General features: G+C 35.4%; 17 protein-coding genes and 2 pseudogenes. 13 read left to right on the top strand and 6 right to left on the bottom strand.

Annotated elements, in window-relative coordinates; genetic code table 11:
* Nucleotides 1-36 precede the first annotated feature (36 nt).
* Nucleotides 37-1083, top strand: a complete 1047-nt coding sequence (locus tag J3D55_RS06245) for a TerC/Alx family metal homeostasis membrane protein (protein WP_259129294.1) — start codon at nt 37-39, stop codon at nt 1081-1083.
* A gap of 445 nt (nt 1084-1528) precedes the next feature.
* On the opposite strand, the gene J3D55_RS06250 is transcribed toward J3D55_RS06245, so the two are convergent.
* Nucleotides 1529-2527, bottom strand: a complete 999-nt coding sequence (locus tag J3D55_RS06250; RefSeq protein ID WP_259129307.1) for a catalase family protein — start codon at nt 2525-2527, stop codon at nt 1529-1531.
* 200 nt (nt 2528-2727) lie between these two features.
* Between J3D55_RS06250 and bamJ the strand changes: the two genes are divergently transcribed.
* The 4 genes and pseudogenes from bamJ to J3D55_RS06270 all read left to right on the top strand — a co-directional run bounded on the left by bamJ (nt 2728) and on the right by J3D55_RS06270 (nt 5518).
* Nucleotides 2728-3162 carry a BamJ family beta-barrel-assembly machinery protein gene (bamJ, locus tag J3D55_RS06255; protein WP_259129308.1) on the top strand — a complete coding sequence of 145 codons (435 nt, stop codon included), beginning with the start codon at nt 2728-2730 and terminating at the stop codon, nt 3160-3162.
* A 218-nt stretch (nt 3163-3380) separates the two neighbouring features.
* On the top strand, nt 3381-4331 hold the full coding sequence (locus J3D55_RS06260) for a hypothetical protein (RefSeq protein WP_259129310.1): 951 nt from the start codon (nt 3381-3383) through the stop codon (nt 4329-4331).
* A 66-nt stretch (nt 4332-4397) separates the two neighbouring features.
* Nucleotides 4398-4808: an Rrf2 family transcriptional regulator gene (locus J3D55_RS06265; protein ID WP_259129316.1), complete on the top strand. Its 411-nt coding sequence runs from the start codon at nt 4398-4400 to the stop codon at nt 4806-4808.
* Nucleotides 4809-4866: 58 nt separating this feature from the next.
* A pseudogene (locus J3D55_RS06270) lies at nt 4867-5518 on the top strand (NAD(P)-dependent oxidoreductase).
* Nucleotides 5519-5591: 73 nt separating this feature from the next.
* On the opposite strand, the gene J3D55_RS06275 reads toward J3D55_RS06270, so the two are convergent.
* Nucleotides 5592-6620 (bottom strand): M23 family metallopeptidase, encoded by a 1029-nt coding sequence (locus J3D55_RS06275; protein ID WP_259129317.1) that lies wholly within the window; start codon nt 6618-6620, stop codon nt 5592-5594.
* Nucleotides 6621-6848: 228 nt separating this feature from the next.
* Here J3D55_RS06275 and J3D55_RS06280 point away from each other — a divergent pair, with 228 nt between their 5' ends.
* The 8 genes and pseudogenes from J3D55_RS06280 to J3D55_RS06315 all read left to right on the top strand — a co-directional run bounded on the left by J3D55_RS06280 (nt 6849) and on the right by J3D55_RS06315 (nt 15550).
* Nucleotides 6849-7886 (top strand): NAD(P)H-dependent glycerol-3-phosphate dehydrogenase, encoded by a 1038-nt coding sequence (locus J3D55_RS06280; RefSeq protein ID WP_259129319.1) that lies wholly within the window; start codon nt 6849-6851, stop codon nt 7884-7886.
* 318 nt (nt 7887-8204) lie between these two features.
* Complete coding sequence (gene mqo, locus J3D55_RS06285) at nt 8205-9710, top strand: malate dehydrogenase (quinone) (protein ID WP_259129321.1); 1506 nt, start codon at nt 8205-8207, stop codon at nt 9708-9710.
* 86 nt (nt 9711-9796) lie between these two features.
* Entirely contained in the window at nt 9797-10198 is a 402-nt protein-coding gene (locus J3D55_RS06290; protein WP_259129324.1) for a hypothetical protein, read from the top strand.
* A 166-nt stretch (nt 10199-10364) separates the two neighbouring features.
* Entirely contained in the window at nt 10365-10610 is a 246-nt protein-coding gene (locus J3D55_RS06295; protein ID WP_259129325.1) for a hypothetical protein, read from the top strand.
* 28 nt (nt 10611-10638) lie between these two features.
* A pseudogene (locus J3D55_RS06300) lies at nt 10639-10980 on the top strand (DUF1684 domain-containing protein); the annotation flags it as partial.
* Nucleotides 10981-10991: 11 nt separating this feature from the next.
* A complete protein-coding gene (locus J3D55_RS06305; RefSeq protein ID WP_259129326.1) occupies nt 10992-11474 on the top strand; it encodes a GNAT family N-acetyltransferase in 483 nt (160 codons plus the stop codon).
* Nucleotides 11475-11636: 162 nt separating this feature from the next.
* Nucleotides 11637-12446: a glucose 1-dehydrogenase gene (locus J3D55_RS06310; RefSeq protein WP_259129327.1), complete on the top strand. Its 810-nt coding sequence runs from the start codon at nt 11637-11639 to the stop codon at nt 12444-12446.
* A gap of 449 nt (nt 12447-12895) precedes the next feature.
* Entirely contained in the window at nt 12896-15550 is a 2655-nt protein-coding gene (locus tag J3D55_RS06315) for an MGH1-like glycoside hydrolase domain-containing protein (RefSeq protein WP_259129328.1), read from the top strand.
* A gap of 80 nt (nt 15551-15630) precedes the next feature.
* Here the strand turns inward: J3D55_RS06315 and recO are convergent, their stop codons facing one another.
* From recO to J3D55_RS06335, 4 genes are read right to left on the bottom strand one after another with little or no spacing between them, the layout of a single operon-like run.
* Nucleotides 15631-16317 carry a DNA repair protein RecO gene (recO, locus tag J3D55_RS06320; protein WP_259129329.1) on the bottom strand — a complete coding sequence of 229 codons (687 nt, stop codon included), beginning with the start codon at nt 16315-16317 and terminating at the stop codon, nt 15631-15633.
* Complete coding sequence (porZ, locus tag J3D55_RS06325) at nt 16317-18602, bottom strand: type IX secretion system anionic LPS delivery protein PorZ (protein WP_259129330.1); 2286 nt, start codon at nt 18600-18602, stop codon at nt 16317-16319. The genes recO and porZ overlap by 1 nt, the downstream gene beginning before the upstream one ends.
* A 2-nt stretch (nt 18603-18604) precedes the next feature.
* A complete protein-coding gene (locus tag J3D55_RS06330) occupies nt 18605-19555 on the bottom strand; it encodes a bifunctional metallophosphatase/5'-nucleotidase (RefSeq protein ID WP_259129331.1) in 951 nt (316 codons plus the stop codon).
* Nucleotides 19555-20313: a 5'-nucleotidase C-terminal domain-containing protein gene (locus J3D55_RS06335; RefSeq protein ID WP_259129332.1), complete on the bottom strand. Its 759-nt coding sequence runs from the start codon at nt 20311-20313 to the stop codon at nt 19555-19557. The genes J3D55_RS06330 and J3D55_RS06335 overlap by 1 nt, the downstream gene beginning before the upstream one ends.
* Nucleotides 20314-20407 lie beyond the last annotated feature (94 nt).

Raw genomic sequence — 20407 nt, forward strand, 5'->3', positions numbered from 1 at the left:
CTATTGCTTTTATCATATAATAACACAAAATAAAAAGTGGACAAACATCAAAGTATTATAGATCTTCATCCCGGTTTGGTTTGGGGATTTGCCATTACGGTGGTTATCATGTTGCTCCTTGACTTAGGGGTTTTCAACAAAAAAAGTCACGAAGTTTCTTCCAAAGAAGCTACAATTTGGTCGATTGTCTGGATCTCGCTGTCTATGATCTTTTCCGGCGTTGTGTATTGGGTTTTCAATACAGACGGTACGGCGGGAAGTCATGCTATTGCAGTAGAAAAATTCACACAATATCAAGCGGCATATTGGGTGGAAAAAGCATTGTCGGTAGATAATTTATTTGTATTTATCCTGGTTTTCGGTTTCTTTAAAGTTCCGAAATATCTTCACCACAAAGTTCTTTTCTGGGGAATTATCGGAGCATTGATTTTCAGGGCAGTTTTCATTTTTGCAGGTGTTGGTTTGATTAATTTAACCTATTTACCTGAAATGAATGTCTTCGGAAAAGCTGTTCAGATCAATATTGTCATGGTTCTTTTCGGTTTGTTTCTCATTTACGCGGGGATCAAATCTTGGGGAGACGGCGACGGAGACGATGATGAAGACTACAGCAATACAGCCGGAGCAAGGTTGATCAAAAGATTCTGGAAAGTTTCTGATAATTACGTTGGAGACAAATTCTTCACCATTCAGAATGGGATCAAAATGGCAACTCCGCTTTTGGTGGTGGTGGCTGTAATTGAATTTACAGACGTACTTTTTGCGGTAGATTCTATTCCTGCAATTTTTGCGATTTCCGATGACCCGTTTATCCTTTATACATCGAATATTTTTGCCATTTTAGGGCTTAGATCTTTGTATTTCCTATTGGCGAACTTCATTCATATGTTTAGCAAATTACCTTACGGATTGGCGGTTATTCTGTCTTTTATCGGAGTGAAAATGTTGATCGCACCATGGATTCACATTTCATCACCACTTTCATTAGGAATTGTGGGTGGAGTATTGGTCATTTCGGTACTTTTATCCCTTATTTTCCCTGATAAAAAAGAGGAAGAAGGAAAAGATAAAATTGAAGAATAATATCAATTACACTTAAAAATAGAAAGGCTTTACAAATTGTAGAGCCTTTTTTATTTGATTTAAAATAAATTTTTATTTAATCATCATCATTTAACTTAGCTGAGTGAAACGCCTTAGCGACCGAAAAATATCCTCAATCAATTAAAAAAAGCTTAGCGCCCATTGCGTTAAAAATAAAATAGATTTCTCCTTTGTCAAAATAACAGAGAAGATTTCAAAGTCTTTTATTTGATTTAAAATGAATTTATCATCATCAATCATCATTGAACTTTGCTGAGTGAAACGCCTTAGCGCCCGAAAAATATTCTCAATCAATAAAAAAAACTTAGCGCCCATTGCGTTAAAAATAAAATAGATTTCCCCTTTCCTCAAAATGACAACAGAATAAAAAACTCAGAACACGAATCCCTAAACACGAAACACGAATCCCGAACCTCATCAAAACCTACTTATACTTCAGCAATTTGTTAATCTTAAGCCTCGTCTGCAGAGAAACCTTATACGCTTCATCGCGAAGTTTCTGAATCTTTCCTACAGGCTGAAAAAATAGTTTGTTTTCAAAAGGATTAAACGACAACATTTCATTATCACAGGCGGTTGGACTTAAAATTGAATCTTTTCCAATTTTTACTTCACCGATTTTAATGTAAGGTGAATTTTTCCACTCTACATTCAGTCTGTTAATCGGCTGGTCTTTTAGGTTATAACAAAGCTGAACCAGAACATCGGCGGTGAAATCATTTGTTTTAAAATAATTTCCAAGCGCAATTTTTGTATTTGATTTTTTACCGAAATGTTTGTCGACAGATTTTGGGCTCAGCTTTATTTTCATCATATTTTCTCCCAATCGGTAAGCTCCGACAGAATGATAATCGAATGATAAAAAGAAATCATTCCTTTTGCTGATTAATTTTACAATATTCATTAAAAAAGACCCCGTAAAAATGGATGGAGTAATTCTTAAAATTTGAATCATTAACGAAAATGAGCTCCATTTTTTCACAAAAAAGCGATTGACGGAAGTAAATAATTTCAAAAAAGTACTCACAGAATTAATAGGGAACAAAGGGAAATTAACCAAAGGATAATTCGCGAGCAGATCTCCGTTTTCATCTTTTATTTTTACAGAAAACCCATATGCAGGAACATCTTTCTTGCTTTTATTAATCTTTAAATGCGCATTTGAAAAACGAATCGTTAAATCATATTTCTCTTTATCAAAAAACTGCTGAAGCTCTTCGGGAACGCTTTTATTGATTAAAAATTCACCCTTTGCAACTGCATACGTTTTCGCATGAGCATTTCTGGTGGCGTAGTTGACATCGCTGATGGAAGTTGACTGTTCAACAAAGTCTGCAATGCTTTTTTTGTTGATCTCCAGAAGTTCTTTTTCTTCGTCGGTTAGCTTGTCGTATTTCTTATTATATTTTAGTGGACTTGGCATTTAGTTTTTAAAACCCAATTATAACGCCAAGTTGCGAGAATTGTGTTAACCCAACATTAAGGTTCTTTGAATTAATTTCATAGAAACAATTAAATGTTTGAATATATGATAAATGCGATTTGTTTTTAGGTTGAAAAATACTTCCTTATCCGATTTATGATCTTCCGGAAAGAAGAATTATCTTTGTAAAAAAATTAATTATGGGAGTAGCAGATATGTTATTTAAGCGTAAAAAAGAATTGGCAGAAAAGAACCTGAAAGACGGTAAAGAATACATGGAGGAATACGGGAAGAGAGAAAGCGTAGTTCAATTGCCAAGCGGTTTGCAGTACGAGATCATTACGGAAGGAGACGGTGAAAAACCAGGTCCAAAATCTACTGTAAAATGCCATTATCACGGAACTACAATTTCAGGAAAAGTTTTCGACAGCTCTGTAAAAAGAGGAACGCCGGCTTCATTTCCTTTAAACAGAGTAATTTCAGGATGGACAGAAGCGCTTCAGTTAATGCCTGTAGGAAGCAAATGGAGATTGATTCTTCCTCCAAATTTAGCTTACGGAGAACAGGAAGTAAGTAAAGAAATAGGACCAAACAGTACCCTTGTTTTCGAAGTGGAATTGTTGGGAATTAAATAATTTCCTCGTTAAAAATAGCTTAAAAATTTACCTGATTTTCGGGTAAATTTTTTTATTTGTACTATATTCGTGTTAATTAAAACATTCAATTGTGTACAAAGTTTGTCGTTCCGTAGGAATCTCAGCAAAGTTTTATAATTAACAGTTTAGATTCCTGCAGAATGACAAAAAGTGAGGCAATAATCAATCCATTTTTATTGAAAACGAATTCACAAAAAATGAAAAAACTACTTTACTTTTTCGCATTTTTAACAGTATTGACTTCCTGTGTTTCAAAGAAAAATCAGGTGATCAAACAAAATATATTGATATTAAAAGACAGCTATTGCAAAGCACCTTTTAAATACAATTACACCAACAAGCTTCCGTCTTACAATTCGGATTCCATTATTGCCGCGAATCGGGAATTGAGAGAAACATTTTCAGATCAGAGTATTTTGATTTTAAATGCATTGGATAATCTGGATGAAGTTCATCAGATCATGGAACTTAAAAAAGACACTTCCCTTGAATCTCAGGTGAAAGTTTTACAGTTAAAAAGTAAAATTAATAGTAAAATAACCATCGCTTTGACAGAATTGGATGCTGTTGCGGCTGAGTTTGATTGCGAAGGTGAAAGAGTGGCACAAATCGGAAATTATGTTGATAATTTAAACGATTCGAGAAATAATAAACTGATTTTATATTCGATTGTAACGGGAGCTGCAGCTTCTATTGCAGGAGGAATTATTAAAGATAATGCATGGAGCAATGCAGTGGATATCGGCGGTGGAGTTTTAGGAGCAGGTTTTGGTTTGTCAACTTTAAATCCTAAAGGAAAAAAAGTGGAATTTATTCATCAAAGAAATCTTTTGAGAGATGTCTGGAAAGAAAAACTGGAGTCTTCTAATTTTCCACCTTTCGTATGGTATATGTATACGGAGAAGAGATTTTCCAATAAAGAAGAGGTACCGGTGATCCAAAGTATTAAGAAAAGATGGCTTCATTTTCAGTTTGATAATAATTTGGAAGCTGCGGAGAAATCAGTCATCTTCAGTGATGGAGGGTTTTATCGCGCAGATGATCTTCACAATCGTGCTGCGATGCTGAATCAGATGCAGTCGGCAACGAGAACGATTAATCAGAATATTAACTATTTATTGTTGGATCTGGATAAATTAATTCTTTAAGAAAAATTTAACTGTAATAAAGTTTGTTACATTAAAAGGTTTATTTACCTTTGCCATGTAATTACGATGAACAATACAAGATTTGCTACGGCAATACATATCATGACTTTATTAGCGGAAAGTCCGCAGGATTGGCTCACTTCCGAATGGATGGCGGGAAGTATCAATATTAATCCTGTCGTTGTCCGTAAAGAATTGAGTGTTTTAAGAGAAGCAGGTTTAGTGACAAGCAGACAGGGAAAAGAAGGAGGAAGTCAGTTGGCAAAAAATGCAGATTCGATCAATATTTCAGATATCTATTTAGCGGTTAAAAACACGGAGGTTTTAGGTAAAAAAAATCAAAACCCGAATCCGGCTTGTAGCGTAGGAAGAGATATTAACGATCATTTGAATACCTTATTTGTAGAAACTGATCAATTGGTTTTAAATTTTTTAGGTGATAAATCATTAAAGGAATTTAGTGATCAATTCAAATAAAATTTTTTAACTATAAATGTAACAATATTTATTACAATTTAATTAAAAATAAAATAATATGAAAAAAGTAGCAGTAATCGGTGCGACAGGTTTTGTGGGAACACAATTGGTAAATGAATTATCAAACAGAGGATACAAAGTGGAAGCTATCGTAAGAGATGCTTCAAAAGTTCAGGAAAATGAAAAAGTAACAGCAAAAAGTGTTGATGTAAATAATGTTGAGGAATTGGCAGAAGCTTTACAGGGAAATGATGCGGTAATCAGTGCTTTCAACGCAGGATGGACAAACCCAAATCTGTATAATGATTTCTTAAACGGATCCATAAACATCGAAAAAGCGGTGGAAAAATCTGGCGTAAAAAGATTTATTACTGTTGGTGGAGCAGGAAGTTTATTTATCGAAGGAAATCAATTGGTTGATGGTCCTGATTTCCCCGCCGATTATAAAGCGGGTGCAACGGCGGCGAGAGATTATTTAAATAAAATTAAAGAAAACAACACATTAGATTGGACATTCTTTAGCCCCGCAATCGAAATGCACCAGGGAAACTGCAGGTGTAAGGGTTGGAAAATATAGGACAGCATTGGAAAATCCGGTGTTTAATGAAGAGGGAAGAAGCATTCTTTCTGTGGAAGATGTTGCAGTAGCTTTGGTGGATGAATTGGAACAAAATAATCATATCCGTCAACGTTTTACAGCGGCTTACTAATTTTTTTAGTATGGGTTAAAAAGTTTCGGCGGCACCAAAGATGCCGCCGAAACTCTATTATATTGTATAAAATTTACAGATTCATAAACAACTTCGGATTCACCGGAGTGTTATTTTTGTGTACTTCATAATGAAGGTGAGGTCCTGTAGAACGTCCTGTATTCCCGGATTTTGCAATTACCTGACCTACTTTTATCTTTTCATTCACTTTAGCAACCAATTGAGACAGATGTCCGTAAAGTGTTGCCAAACCATTTCCGTGAGAAACAATCACACAGTTTCCGTATCCACCTTTCTGACCTGAGAAAATGACGGTTCCTGCAGCAGTGGCAATCACATCAGATCCAAAAGGAACGGCAATGTCCAATCCTTTATGAAACTGCATCTGATCAGCTTCGGCAGGAGCATTATTTTTTTCTGTAGGTTTATTTGATGTATTGCTTGCGATAGATTTTGATGCTGTAGAAGATGTTGGAGTAGAAGCCGGAGCAGCTGAACTCGCAACTTTCGGTGTTACCATTACTTTTACCTGTCTTTTTTCGCCATAGCTGTCTGTCACCTCGATGATTCTTTCTACCGGCTCAGCTTTTACTTCGGGAGCAGCGGCTGCAACTGTCGGTTTTGCTGTACCTGCACTAGATTTTACAGAAGCGAAAACTGTTTTAAAAGGAATTGGGTTTTTTCTGATCCCGAAATTAGAAGAAATGTATCCTTCCGTCGGCATTCCCAGAGGAACCTGCATCAGTTTCTTTTGTAGATCATTTAAATATTGGCTGTATCTGTTCGATTGTTTTGCCAGATAAATAGAATTTGAAATACTGTCTTTGCTTAGAGCCACCACCTTTTCGCTTGCTACGTCTTTAGATTTTAAGAACGAATTCAGCTGTGCTACAGTTTGATCTACCAAGGTGAGATCTGTTTTCATTTTTAGATAATCTACACTATCTTTTTCGGTATTTATTTTTACAAGGTTCACTTCATAATTTTTGTCGTCCTTTGAAGAGTACAACTTTGCAATGAAAATGCCTTGTGCAAAAACGACTAGTAAAAGTGCTCCCAGAAGCAGGTTTACATTCTTTTTGCTGCTTAGAAAATTCTTCATTTTTCTTCTCTTAGTATAATTACAAAACGGTTTTGAAGGTGCAAATTTAAATTAAAAATAAACTTTATGGGATATTTTTAACAAAAAATTAGTTATTTCTGTAATTAACGGCTAATTAAACATTTAATTGTGTTGAAGTGTTAATTTTATCTAAAAATAGGCTTTATCATGTCTTGAAGGGCTTTGTTGAATCTTTGTTTTAATATATTTGCAGTTCACATTTCTATTATGGCTAAAAATAAAACGAATACAGAATCGAATCCGAAAAAAAGCAAAAATGATGTTGCAGTGGGCGTTGTTGGAAGCGGAAGTTTCGCAACTGCTATCGTGAAAATGCTTGTTGAAAACTGCAAAACAGTACATTGGTGCGTCAGAAGTGAGTTTGTAAAAGGAGCGATAGAACTTCGCGGACACAATCCCACTTATCTTACAGCAGTTAATTTTAACCTTAAAAATTTAAAGCTTACAACAGATATCAACGAATTGGTTTCTGCTTGTGATGTTATTGTTTTGGCAACTCCATCGATCTATCTTTCAGATACTTTGGAGAAAATGACGTGTGATTATAAAGATAAAATTTTCGTTTCTGCGATCAAAGGGATTATTCCTAAAGTGAATGATGTGGTGGCACATTATTTAAGAGACGAATTTAAAATAGGTTTTAGAAATCAGGCAGTAATTGCCGGACCTTGTCACGCTGAAGAAGTTGCCATGGAAAGACTTTCTTACCTTACTGTTGCTGCGGTTGAAGAAGAAACAGCTCAGAAATTGGTTGATATTTTCAATTCTGATTTTATTAAAATGCACTCCAGCAAAGATATTTTGGGAAATGAATATAGTGCCATTCTTAAAAATATTTTCGCCATCGGAGCCGGAATCGCAAGCGGTTTAGGATACGGCGATAACTTCACTGCCGTTTTTGTTTCCAATGCGATCCGTGAAATGGAAACTTTCCTCGAAGCAATTTATGAAGCACCGAGAGATGTTAATGAAAGCGCCTATTTAGGAGATTTATTGGTTACTGCGTATTCATTATTTTCAAGAAACAGAAACTTAGGAAACCTTATCGGAAAAGGATACACCGTGAAATCCGCAATCCAGTCGATGAATATGATTGCAGAAGGATATTACGCTGCAGATTCCATCTATAAAACCTCAAAAGAAAAAGGCTTAAAACTTCCAATCGTAGACACAATCTACGGAATTTTATACGAAGGAAAAAATGCAGAAAAACAGTTCAAAAAACTGACGACAAAATTGAATTAATTTTTAAATAAAATTATGCTTCGAGATCTTCAGCATAACACTCTAATACTATCTGCTTATTTTAACAGCATATTTTTAGTATTATCTGGTAAGGTTCTCGAAGCATCTTTCTTTATCATCTTATATTTTAACCGGGTTCTTAATAGTTTAATTTCAATTTTAAATCATACCCTCAATCAATCAAAATTGATAATTTCCATCACATTTTTTAGCTCAATAAAAACTTTGAATTTGACTAAAATTTAACCTGTTAAAATTCTCAAACCATTACTTATTGTAAGAACTTTTCCCGAACTTTGATATAATAAAATTTAAATTATGTCACAATCGCTTACAAGCAGAACGCCGAAACCAAAATACGACGTTGTTCTAATAGGTGGCGGAATTATGAGTGCCACTTTAGCTACATTATTACATGAATTTGATCCTAATCTCGAGATCGCAATTTTCGAAAGACTGGGCAGGTTTGCAAAAGAAAGTACAGCAGCCTGGAATAATGCGGGAACAGGTCACTCAGCGTTTTGTGAGCTCAATTATACTCCCGAAAAACCGGACGGAACCATCGAGATTTCCAAAGCGGAAAGTATTGCTGAACAGTTTGAAATTTCAAAGCAATTCTGGTCTTATTTAATCACAAAAGGATATATTAGCGAGCCTAAAGATTTCATTAATTCTTGTGCGCACATGAGTCTGGTTTTTGGTGAAAAAGATGCTGAATACTTAAGAAAGCGTCATGATACAATGTCAGAATCTGCTTTGTTCAAAGGCATGGAATTCTCTACAGACCACGAAAAACTGAAAGAATGGATTCCTTTGGTGATGAGCAAAAGAAATAAATCTGAAGTAATGGCTGCAACCAGAATGAAGTTGGGAACAGATGTGAATTTCGGGACTCTCACAAGAAAAATGGGAAGACATTTACTGGAAGATTCCAATGTTGAGGTTTTTCTTTATCATGAAGTGAAAGACGTTGATCCAAAAGAAGACGGAACTTGGGAAATGAAGGTGAAAGACAGAATTCATAATCATAAACAGGAAGTTGAGGCAGATTTTGTATTCATCGGAGCGGGAGGTTATGCGTTGCAGTTGCTGGAGAGTTCAGATATTAAAGAAAGTGAAGGTTACGGAGGTTTTCCGGTTTCCGGACAGTGGTTGGTCACTCACAATCAGGAATTGGTAGAAAAACATCACGCAAAAGTGTATACACAGGCGACTGTTGATGCGCCGCCAATGTCTGTGCCGCATTTGGATTTAAGAATTATTGATGGCGAAAAAGCACTTCTTTTCGGTCCTTTTGCAGGGTTTTCAACAAAATTTTTAAAAGAAGGAAGCTATCTTGATTTGCCGGAAAGTGTCAATACAAAAAATTTAAGATCACTTTTCGGAGCTTGGTGGCACAATATTCCTTTAACGAAATATCTGATTCAGCAGGTTGCCATGACGAAATCCCAAAGAATGCAGCATTTGAGAGAGTTTATTAAAGACGCAAAAGAAGAAGATTGGGAATTGAAAGTTGCAGGACAAAGAGTACAGGTCATCAAAAAAGATGAAAAAGACGGCGGAAAATTAGAATTCGGGACAGAAGTTGTTGTGAATAAAAATGGAACAATTGCTTCGTTATTGGGAGCTTCTCCGGGAGCTTCAACAGCAGTTTACGCCATGTTAAATGTTCTTGAAAAATGCTTTCCGGAAAAACTTCACGGTGAATGGAAAGACAAATTATTGGAAATGATTCCTTCTTACGGACAAAAACTGGCAGAACATCCCGAACTTACAGAGAAAGTAAGAAGTTATTCAAAAGAAAAATTAGAGCTGGAATATTAAACATAAATAATGAGATTGGGTAATGAGTAATATTAGATTATCTTTGCAAATTACTTATTACCCAATACTTATTACTCATCATTTGTATGTCAGAAACAATAGCAAAACCTGTTATCGTAAAAGAACTTTTAGAATCTCTTCAAACTAAAGTTGAGGAAGAAAAACAGGTGATTGTACATTGCTGCTTTCCCGCATCGCCGTTTTTGGGAAATCTGATCAGAATCTGGCATTCTACCTACCTTTTTGATAATCAGTCGGAGCATAAAAGCAAGTTGATTCACGCCGAAAATATCAGCATTTCTCCGAATTGGACAACCGTTCCTTTCATGAGAGATTTCTGGTTTACACTGGTGTTTTCCGGACTTCCCAGAGATTGCAAAAGTTTCGATTTAAAAGAAGTTATCCCCGAAGAAGGAGGTTTTTTTGTAGAATCAATCAAGAGAAATTCCTCAGACGTTTATCGCGTAAAAATTTCTGAATCTTATTAAATTAAATATTTTTTTCTCGCAGATTGAGCAGATTTAAAATTATGCAAAAACATCTGCGTGATTTGCTTAATCTGCGAGAGAAAAATATAATTGAATCTATTAGAAAATTTTTCGAAGCAATTTTAGAGCTTACAAAAAAGTTAAAAATCCATAATTTTAAAAATCAATGAAAAAATATATATTCATCTTTTTACTATTGCCTTTGCTGGTCTTTTCACAAAAGATTTCTAAAGAAGAATCAGACGTTAAAAAATTTCAGAAAGAGCTTAACGAAGAATATTTAAATCCTAAAGAAACACCTTTACGTGGAGATAATTTCACGAATTTTAAAGCGCATCCTTTCTTTCCGATTAATTCAAAATATAGAGTGACCGCGAAGTTTACAAAAACAGAAAACGCAGAAACCATTTGAATTACCCACATCTTCAGGAAAAACAAAATCTTACAAAGAATATGGTAAAGCAACTTTTGAATTAGACGGAAAATCTTACACTTTAACGCTGTATCAAAGTTTAACTTTAATCAAACAGAAAAAATATAAGGATTATTTATTCCTGCCTTTCCGTGATGCAACCAACGAAAAAGAAACCTACGGCGGCGGAAAATATATGGATTTAACAATTCCGAAGGGAAACACAATCATTCTCGATTTCAACAAATCTTACCAACCTTATTGTGCTTACAATGCGTACGATTACAACTGTCCCATTGTTCCGGAAGAAAATAAATTACCGATCGAAATTCGCGCCGGAGTAATGTATGAAGATATTTATCATCACTAAGCTAAATAAATATGACTCATTTACAATTTTACAAACCCGAAGATTTTCCGGAATTAGATTATGTTTTAGACGATATTCAGTCGCAATATACAGCAACGGCAAAACAATCGCTGGAAAAAATTGAAGAAAGAAACCAAAACGAAGACTTTTTTGCTTACCCGATTACGATTTTTCATGATGAAAAAGTAGCAGGTTTTTTTGTACTTGATTTTGGCGACGATAAATTGGAACTTACCGAAAATCCTGATTCCGTACTCATTCGCTCATTATCAGTAAACCCGGATTTTCAGGGAAAAGGAATCGGAAAATCGGCGATGATTGAAGTAGATCATTTTATAAAAGAACATTTTTCAGATTGTAACGAAATTGTTTTGGCGGTGAACGAGCAAAATACATCAGCTTTTCAGCTTTACAAAAACACAGGCTATATTTTCGATGGTAAAACAAGAGACTGGAGAAACGGATTACAATATTTAATGTACAAAAAATTGTAAAATTTATTTTCCGGCACTTATACAGGTTGATTTAAACGCAAACATCTGCGTAATCAGCAAAATCCGCGAGAGAAAATAAAAACTTTAAGAAATTTTTAATTAAAATTTTCATGTTTGGCGTGATACTTTCAACTAAATTTGGGTAACATCAAATCATAAAACATGGAAATATCACTTCGTAATCAGGTTGCTGTAGTCACAGGAGCGTCCAGCGGAATAGGTTCAGGAATCGCAAAATCTTTAGCTTCAGCGGGCGCGACAATCATTGTCAATCATTCTTCGGAAAGATCTACAGACGAAGCAAAGGCTGTTTTAAAAGAAATCACCGATGCAGGCGGAACCGGAATCACCTATCAATGCGATGTTTCCAAAGAAGATCAGGTGGTGAAAATGTTTCAGGACGTCGTTTCACAATTTGGAACAGTTGATATTCTCATCAATAACGCAGGAGTTCAAAAAGATTCAAAATTCACAGAAATGACGCTCGATCAATGGAATACCGTGATTGGGATCAATCTTACAGGGCAATTTCTTTGCGCGCGAGAAGCCATCAAAGAATTTCTCCGCCGAGGAATCGATACTTCACGTTCCGTTGCTTGTGGAAAAATCATTCATATCAGTTCGGTTCACGAGATTATTCCTTGGGCGGGTCACGCGAATTATGCGTCGAGCAAAGGAGCAATCAGAATGTTGATGCAGACATTGGCTCAGGAATACGGCGCAGACAAAATTCGTGTGAATTCTATTTGTCCGGGAGCGATTCAAACGCCGATCAACAAAGACGCTTGGAGCACTCCCGAAGCTTTAGATTCATTATTAAAACTGATTCCTTACAACAGAATCGGTCAACCTCAAGACATCGGAAATCTGGCTGCTTTTATCGCGAGCGATTTGGCGGATTACATTACCGGAACGAGTATTTTCGTCGATGGCGGAATGACAACTTTTGAAAGTTTTTCTACCGGAGGATAATTTTTGGGCGCACAATTCCGGCTTTCACTACTCGCTTTTTTGTGCCTTTGCTTATTCCAAAGCTTACAAAAAGAGCTCAGACATGCCGTTCAATCCGGGGCGCAAAACAGTCAAAGTACAAACGAAAGTCGTTTGAAACTCAGTTTATAAGTCGATTCAATAATTTGTATTTCAAAAATAAGCGAAGCGGCTTTGTTTATCTTAATTTAGAAGAAAATATCAAAAAAAACTTTGTCTGACTTTGCGATAAAATTTTTTAGTTTAAATAAGAAAGTCACAATTCACAATTAAAAAATAACCATGCAGTTTGTCATTCCGATTTCTATGACAAACTAGATGAAAAATTGGATTGTGAAATTTTTACGCATTCAAACCTATAAGGTTTATCCAGCCATTGTCGGCTTTTGACGATATTTATAAAATCATTATCAATCATCATTTATAAAAACATGAAAGAAAAAGAAAGATTATCCGACGTTACATGGAAAAAATGGGGCTCTTACGTCAGCAACCGTGAATGGGGATTGGTACGCGAAGATTACAGCGAAAATGGTGACGCTTGGAATTACACCACTCACGACACAGCCGAAGCAAAAACCTATCGTTGGGGCGAAGAAGGAATTTGCGGAATTTGTGACGATCTCCAAAAGCTAGTTTTTTCAGTCGGATTCTGGAATAAAAAAGATAAAATGGTGAAAGAGCGTTTCTTTGGTCTCACCAACGGACAAGGAAATCACGGGGAAGATGTAAAAGAATATTTTTATTATTTGGATTCCACACCGACGCATTCTTACATGAAGATGCTGTACAAATATCCTCAAAATGCTTTTCCTTACGAAGATCTCATAAAAACAAACGCACAAAAAAGCAAAGAAGAACCCGAATACGAATTAATAGACACCGGAATTTTCGATAAAAATGAATATTTCGATATCTTTATTGAATATGCCAAAGAAAGTCAGAATGATATTTTAATCAAATTGACAATCGTCAATAAATCTGAAACGGAAGCTCCGTTGATAATTCTACCGACAATTTGGTTTAGAAATATATGGAATTGGGGGTATGATGATTACAAACCTCAGATGAATTCTGAAGAATCGACTTCCATTACAATCAATCATAAAGAATTAGAAACAAAAAATATCTATGCAAAACAATCTGAAAAAGTTCTGTTTTGTGATAATGAAACCAATAACGAAAGGCTTTATCAATCTCCAAACAAATCAAACTATACCAAAGACGGAATCAATGATTTTGTAATTAACGGAAATTCTCAATCTATAAATCCAAAAGATTTCGGAACAAAAGCTTCGTTTTTTATCGACGAAAATTTTAACCCTAAAGAATCAAAAATCTTTGAGTTTAGGCTTTCTGACAAAGATTTAAAAGAACCTTTTAAAGATTTTAATGAAATTTTTAATTCAAGACAAAAAGAAGCCGACGAATTTTACGAAGAAATCCAGGACGGAATAAAAACGGATGATGAAAAATTGGTTCAGAGACAGGCTTTCGCAGGAATGCTCTGGAACAAAATGTTTTATCATTACAACGTAGAAAAATGGCTCAAAGGTGATCCTGCAGAAATAAAACCATCAAAATCTCGCGAAAAAATCCGCAATTACGAATGGAAACATCTCAATAATTACCATATTATTTCAATGCCCGATAAATGGGAATATCCGTGGTATGCGACTTGGGATCTGGCTTTTCATACGATAAGTTTTTCTTTAATTGATCCCGATTTTGCAAAGCATCAGTTAAAATTGTTCCTTTTTGAATGGTATATGCATCCGAACGGACAACTTCCTGCTTACGAATGGAATTTGAGCGATGTGAATCCGCCGGTTCATGCATGGGCGGTTTTCAGGGTTTTTAAAATCGATGAATATTTAAATGATAAACCAGATATTGAGTTTCTGGAAAGTGCTTTTCAAAAACTGTTGATGAATTTCACTTGGTGGGTCAACAAAAAAGATAACAACGGAAATAATATTTTTGAAGGAGGGTTTTTAGGACTCGATAATATTGGTGTTTTCGACAGAAATTTACCGCTTCCGAATGGCGAACATTTGGAACAGTCGGACGGAACAAGCTGGATGGCAATGTTTTCTCTGAATATGATGAGAATTGCCCTGGAATTGGCTCTTTATAACAAGGTGTATGAAGAAATGGCGATGAAATTTTTTGAACATTTTCTTGCAATTGCCAATTCTCTCGACAATATGGGTGACGAATGTTTCAGCTTGTGGGACGAGGAAGACGAATTCTTCTATGACGCCCTTTCTTCCAGCGACGGAAGCCACATGTATCTGAAATTGAGAACGGCGGTTGGATTAATTCCTATGTTTGCTGTTGAAGTGATCGATGATGAAATGATTGAGAAATTGCCTAATTTCAAAAAAAGAATGAAATGGGTGATGGAAAATAAACCTGAATTGGCGGCTTTGGTTTCCCATTGGGAAGTAAAAGGGGAGGATTCTAAACATTTGCTTTCGCTTTTGCGTGGTCATCGTTTAAAAAGATTATTAAGTCGAATGCTTGATCCTGAGCAGTTTTTGAGTGATTTCGGAGTTCGTGCTTTGTCGAAAGAGTATGAAAAGAATCCTTTTATGTTAAATTTAAACGAAATAAATTACACGGTAAAATATACTCCTGCAGAAAGTGATAGTGGGCTTTTTGGAGGAAACAGCAATTGGCGCGGTCCGATTTGGTTTCCTATTAATTTTTTAATTATTGAAAGTCTGCAACGGTTTTTCTTTTATTACAGCCCCGATTTTATGGTGGAATATCCTACAGGAAGCGGAAATTATTCAAATCTGGATGAGATTGCAGATGCTTTAAGTAAAAGATTATCTAAAATATTTTTGGAAGATGAAAACGGGAAACGTCCTGTCAACGGACAGTATCCAAGATTTCAAACTGATCCTGATTTTAAAGATTATGTTCCGTTCTACGAATATTTTCACGGTGACAGCGGACGTGGAGTAGGCGCTTCTCATCAAACGGGATGGACCGGTTTGATTGCGAAAATTCTTCAGCCAAGATTTACCAAAAAAGAAATTGCAGAATCAGAAACCGAAATGCCGGATGACACGAAGTAACAAAAGTATGTAACGGAGGTATTTATTTTAGATCAAAAGCTATAAAAGTAAACTGGATGTGTAATGAAAATCAATAATTTTTACTCAAATATCTGTTGTAGAACTTCCAATGAAGCGGGAGTTTTAAAATCTGTAATGTGATAATGATAATACACCAAAAGGCTGTCTAGAAAATCTTTCCGGAATGTTGAATGCACTTTTATCAGATAAGGATTTTCCACAGAAAGAACGGCTTTCCAAATGGTTGAAATGTCTTCGGTGAAAAGTTGATGAGTGATGTGGGGTGAAAAGGTTCCGGTTTCGGGATCGAGATAATTTCCATCATTAATTAATGGAGCAACTCCCTGAATTGTTAAAATTTTAATTAAAAATATTAAATGAGACTGGTAATTTTGGTTTTCCAGTTCATCTATAAATTCTTCAAGACAAAAGAAAATATTGTGATTTTTGTTCTCGTGTCTTAAGTTTTGATTCAAAAAATCTGAAACGAAAAAAACGACAGAATTACATTTAATATCACTGTAAATATCATTGCTTTTTACCATCTCAAATTTTGAAATGGTTTGTATTCCGTTTCCTTTTAATGGATTTAAAGAAAAACTAAGCTTACTCAACGGGAGAAGCAAGGCTTTTTTCTTATTTCTTTTGGCATAAATACCTTTTAAAAAATAAGACTGAAAGCCATCCTCTTCTGTGAAACAATGCAAAACTGCATCATTTTCTCCGTACTTTATGTATGATAATAGAAACCCGTTTTGTGAATTCATTAATTAACCACAGCTATCTTTGCAGTCGCTTTGTCAGAGCCGTCTTCGTTGGTCATTAGGACAAAATAAATCCCTGAAGCTACTCTTGTTCCTCTCATATTGTTTAGATCCCACTCATAATATCCACCTCTTGCGACAGCAGAATGAACTACGTTTCCAGCTGCATCTGCAATCCTGATATTGGTAACTTCTGCTAATCCTTTAATCGTAACTTTTCCTTTGAAATTAGAATAAACCACAGGATTTGGATACACTAAAACATTTCCAAAATCTGAAGTTACATCTGAAACATCACCTTGATAAGTCACAATTCCGTCATAAGAAACGAAATAGACTTTTCCTGTTTTTCTGTCTACTTTAATATCTGTAATGCTGTTTGTAGGAAGCGGAGAATTTTCTTTTGTAAAATGTTTGATGGTTTGCTGTCCGTCCGCAGAAAGGTAATAAACACCACCACCATCTACAGAAACCCACTTATGATCTCCTGCATCTACCTCAATCTGCAAAATCTGCCCATCTCTGAAAAGCTCTTCACCAAGACCATTTTGCTCAATGATAATGGGCTCAACGGTTACACTTGCAGGAGTTTTAATGGCTGAAACAGCATTTGGTAGAATTCTTAATCCGACATCTCCACCAATCCATGCGTCACCGGATTTATCAAATGCTACTGATAGGGTACCTCCGGAAGTCGCTGCAAAGCCGTTTGCCTGACTCAAAATATATGCTGTATCGTCGGACGTATTTACTGTATTTTTTGCGTCATAGGTTATAAAACCATTAATTCTTGGAATAGGTATCCATAGTAGACCTTCATAAAACAAAGGTTTTTGAGCACCTCCAAAACTTGAAGTTGTATTTTTTATAAGAAAATCATCAGTTGCTCTATCATATGCTCCTATTGCAGTGAAAGGACCTTGTGCTGCACCTTCTCCCGAAAATGGTATTGTTGCAAATAAATTGTTTGAATCATCAAAAGCAAAACCTACGGGGCGGCGTGTATTTAAATCATTAGTACCTAAATTATAACTTTTAGTAAACGTAAAGTCTTTACTACCTGCATTATATTTCATTTTATAAATACCTTGACCTGGAGCAAGAGTATAATTGGTAAAGAAAATATCATTAGGATTTACCGGGTCTGAAACTACATCTAAAACATTAAATCTTGTTGTACTCCCTACAAAGTATGAAGGATAGATCCATTCCACTCCGTTGAAATAATAGAACCCGGGATTCTTTGGATTAAGAGTTGCGGTATTAAATCTGTTTTCCCTTCCACCACTGGAAACTAATATTTGATTTTCACCATACAAACTTATTTTGTAAGCATAGTTAAAATAAGGTCCGTCTGGTTTGAAAGAATTACTGGCTTCATTTTTTATTCCGGATAAAATTGTTCCGCCATAAACGCTGCTTCCGACAGTTGTTGCAGTATTACATTCTTCTCCGAAACTAACGGTATTATTGAAATTTCCATTGGTGTTGAATGTATAAACTCTGTTGAGATCTGTTACCGTAATATTCGTACTGGTGACAACCAGATCATGAACGTTGGTAAACGTCTGTGAAAGAGCAACAGGAGCTCCTCCGTTATATAAATAACCTGTTGTTGCCGATGAAAAACTTAAAACGCCTTCAGAATCAATATGCTTAAAAGAACCTGCCATTTCATTAACCCATGTTGTGAAAACTGGGAAAGTGGTGTTCATATCATGAGTTTTCAAACCTGTATTGGTTACAGAATATACCTTGTTCCCAAAAATGGTCGCTTCATTACTTGCTTCGTAAACTCCACCTGATAAGAAAAATGCAGAATCTTTAAACTCTTTCTTTTTAAGATCAAAAATAGAAACTCCGTATCCTACAGAAATAACAGCCAGATCTCCTGTAATAGAGATATGATTAATTTTTTTACTTCCGTTATAGCCTGTTGCAATCGGGATATCCACCACATATTTTACGCCATCTGGAGAAATCACATCCAACGAACCGTTTTGATATCCTATAAGTCCTATTTTGTTTTGAGGATTATAATCGAAAGCTGAAATTTTCACCTCGTGCAAGCCGTTTGCTTTAGACAGCTTGGTAATTTCGCCTGTTGAAATTGTATAATAGAATATCCCATTTTCTGCGGCTGCCACTATTTTTCCATTATCTTCTTTCATAGCAAGAACGTTGTTGTAAGAAAACAGATCTGCCCATTTTTTTGAAGAAATAGTCTGTGCATTTGCTACTTGCAGGGATGCCAAAATACCAAGGGAAATTAAAGAGAGTTTTTTCATGCTTATGCTATTATGCTGCTGTCAATTGCCTGATTGTTCCAGGAAATATGTTTTACGTTTTTATTTGAGTCGAAGAAGAAATCTATTCTGCCTAAAAGAAGACCTGCCCAACCAACCTGATTCACCAGAACATTTTTACCTTGTCTGTTGGTAAATTTTTGAGGTTCCGGTAAGAAAGTATGAGTGTGACCACCCAGAATAATATCAATATTTTCTGTTTTGGCGGCTAAAATTTTATCACATACTTTATTGGGTTCATCTTTATATTCGTAGCCGATGTGTGAAAGGCAGATTACCAGATCACATTTTTGTTCGTTTTTAAGGAAGTTGGAATAATGCTGAGCAACATCAATCGGGTCAGAATACACCGTTTCTCCATATTGTTTTTTGCCAACCAATCCGTCTAATTGAATTCCTACCGCAAAAATCCCGACTTTGATTCCGTTTTTGTTGAAAATCTTGTATTGAGAAGTTTTTCCGTCAAGAATTGTATTTTTAAAATCATAATTCGAACAGATAAAAGGAAATTGCGCATTTGGCAAAACCTTTAAAAATCCATCTAAACTATTATCAAAATCATGGTTTCCCATAGTTGAAGCATCATACTTCATCATAGACATTAATTTAAACTCCAGTTCACCCCCAAAGAAGTTAAAATAAGGAGTTCCCTGAAAAATATCGCCTGAATCAAGAAGCAAAACATTAGATTCCTGACTTCTGATTTGCTGAATTAAACTTGCCCTTCTCGCAAAACCTCCTTGATTAGGATTTTTGGTATAACTTGCATCAAAAGGTTCTATTCTGCTGTGTTGATCGTTGGTATGAAGAATTGTCAGTTTGTTTTCGGATTTAAAATCTAAGATTTTTAATTCCTCCGCCATCATCATATTCGGAGCTAAAGCCATTGCTAAAGTTCCGCCACCTATTGCTTTTAAAAACTTTTTTCTATCCATTACTTCTTACCGATAAAATTTAAACGAACATCTGTATTTGCTACAACTTCAGGATTTTTCTTAAAATAATCGATGAAAAGATCTCTTAATTTAATTCCTGTAGAGATAGATTCTCCTTTTGCGAAGAATTTCATGTTGTCACCACCCAAAGCCAGATAATCAGACGTTGCGATGTAATAATCCTGAGTCGGATTTACTGCTTTTCCGTTAATTAAAGACTTTGTAAGTTGTCCGCCGTTTGTTTCAATGTATAAATGAGAAACGGGATTGTTCACCTGAGTTTTTGCATAATAATCAAAAAGCCCCTGCAAATCTGATCCTTTCATTTTAACAATAATCACTTCATTTTCGAACGGCATTACTTCAAACACACTTTTAAGTAAAATATCGCCTTGTCCGATTGTTGTACGGATTCCTCCGATATTAATCAATGCGGCATCTACATTTTTTTGAAGGTTTGCTTTCGTCCATTCATCAGCTCCATCGAATGTATAATCTGCTAAAAGATTGCCCAAATTACTATTGTCCCCCTGTTTTGTGAGGTCTACATTGGTGTGAGAGATCTTCTGATTCATCTCTTTATCCAGTTTTTGCTTATAAGGTTCAATAATTTTTACAAACTCCTCGTCATTCTTTAGCTCATTATTAATAGAAATATTCTTCTGAGTCTCCACATTCGCCACCTGCAACGGAGAAGCCGTCTTACAAGCGGAAAGTGTAGCCAGAACAATTCCTAGTAACAAGAATTTATTTTTCATATGCAACAAATTATCTTTTAGTATATGCAAATATAATTATATGTATAATAAAACATTATTATTTATTGTAAATTCTTAGCTTAAATTATTAAAT

The organism is Chryseobacterium ginsenosidimutans, assembly GCF_024807225.1.
GTDB lineage: Bacteria > Bacteroidota > Bacteroidia > Flavobacteriales > Weeksellaceae > Chryseobacterium > Chryseobacterium ginsenosidimutans.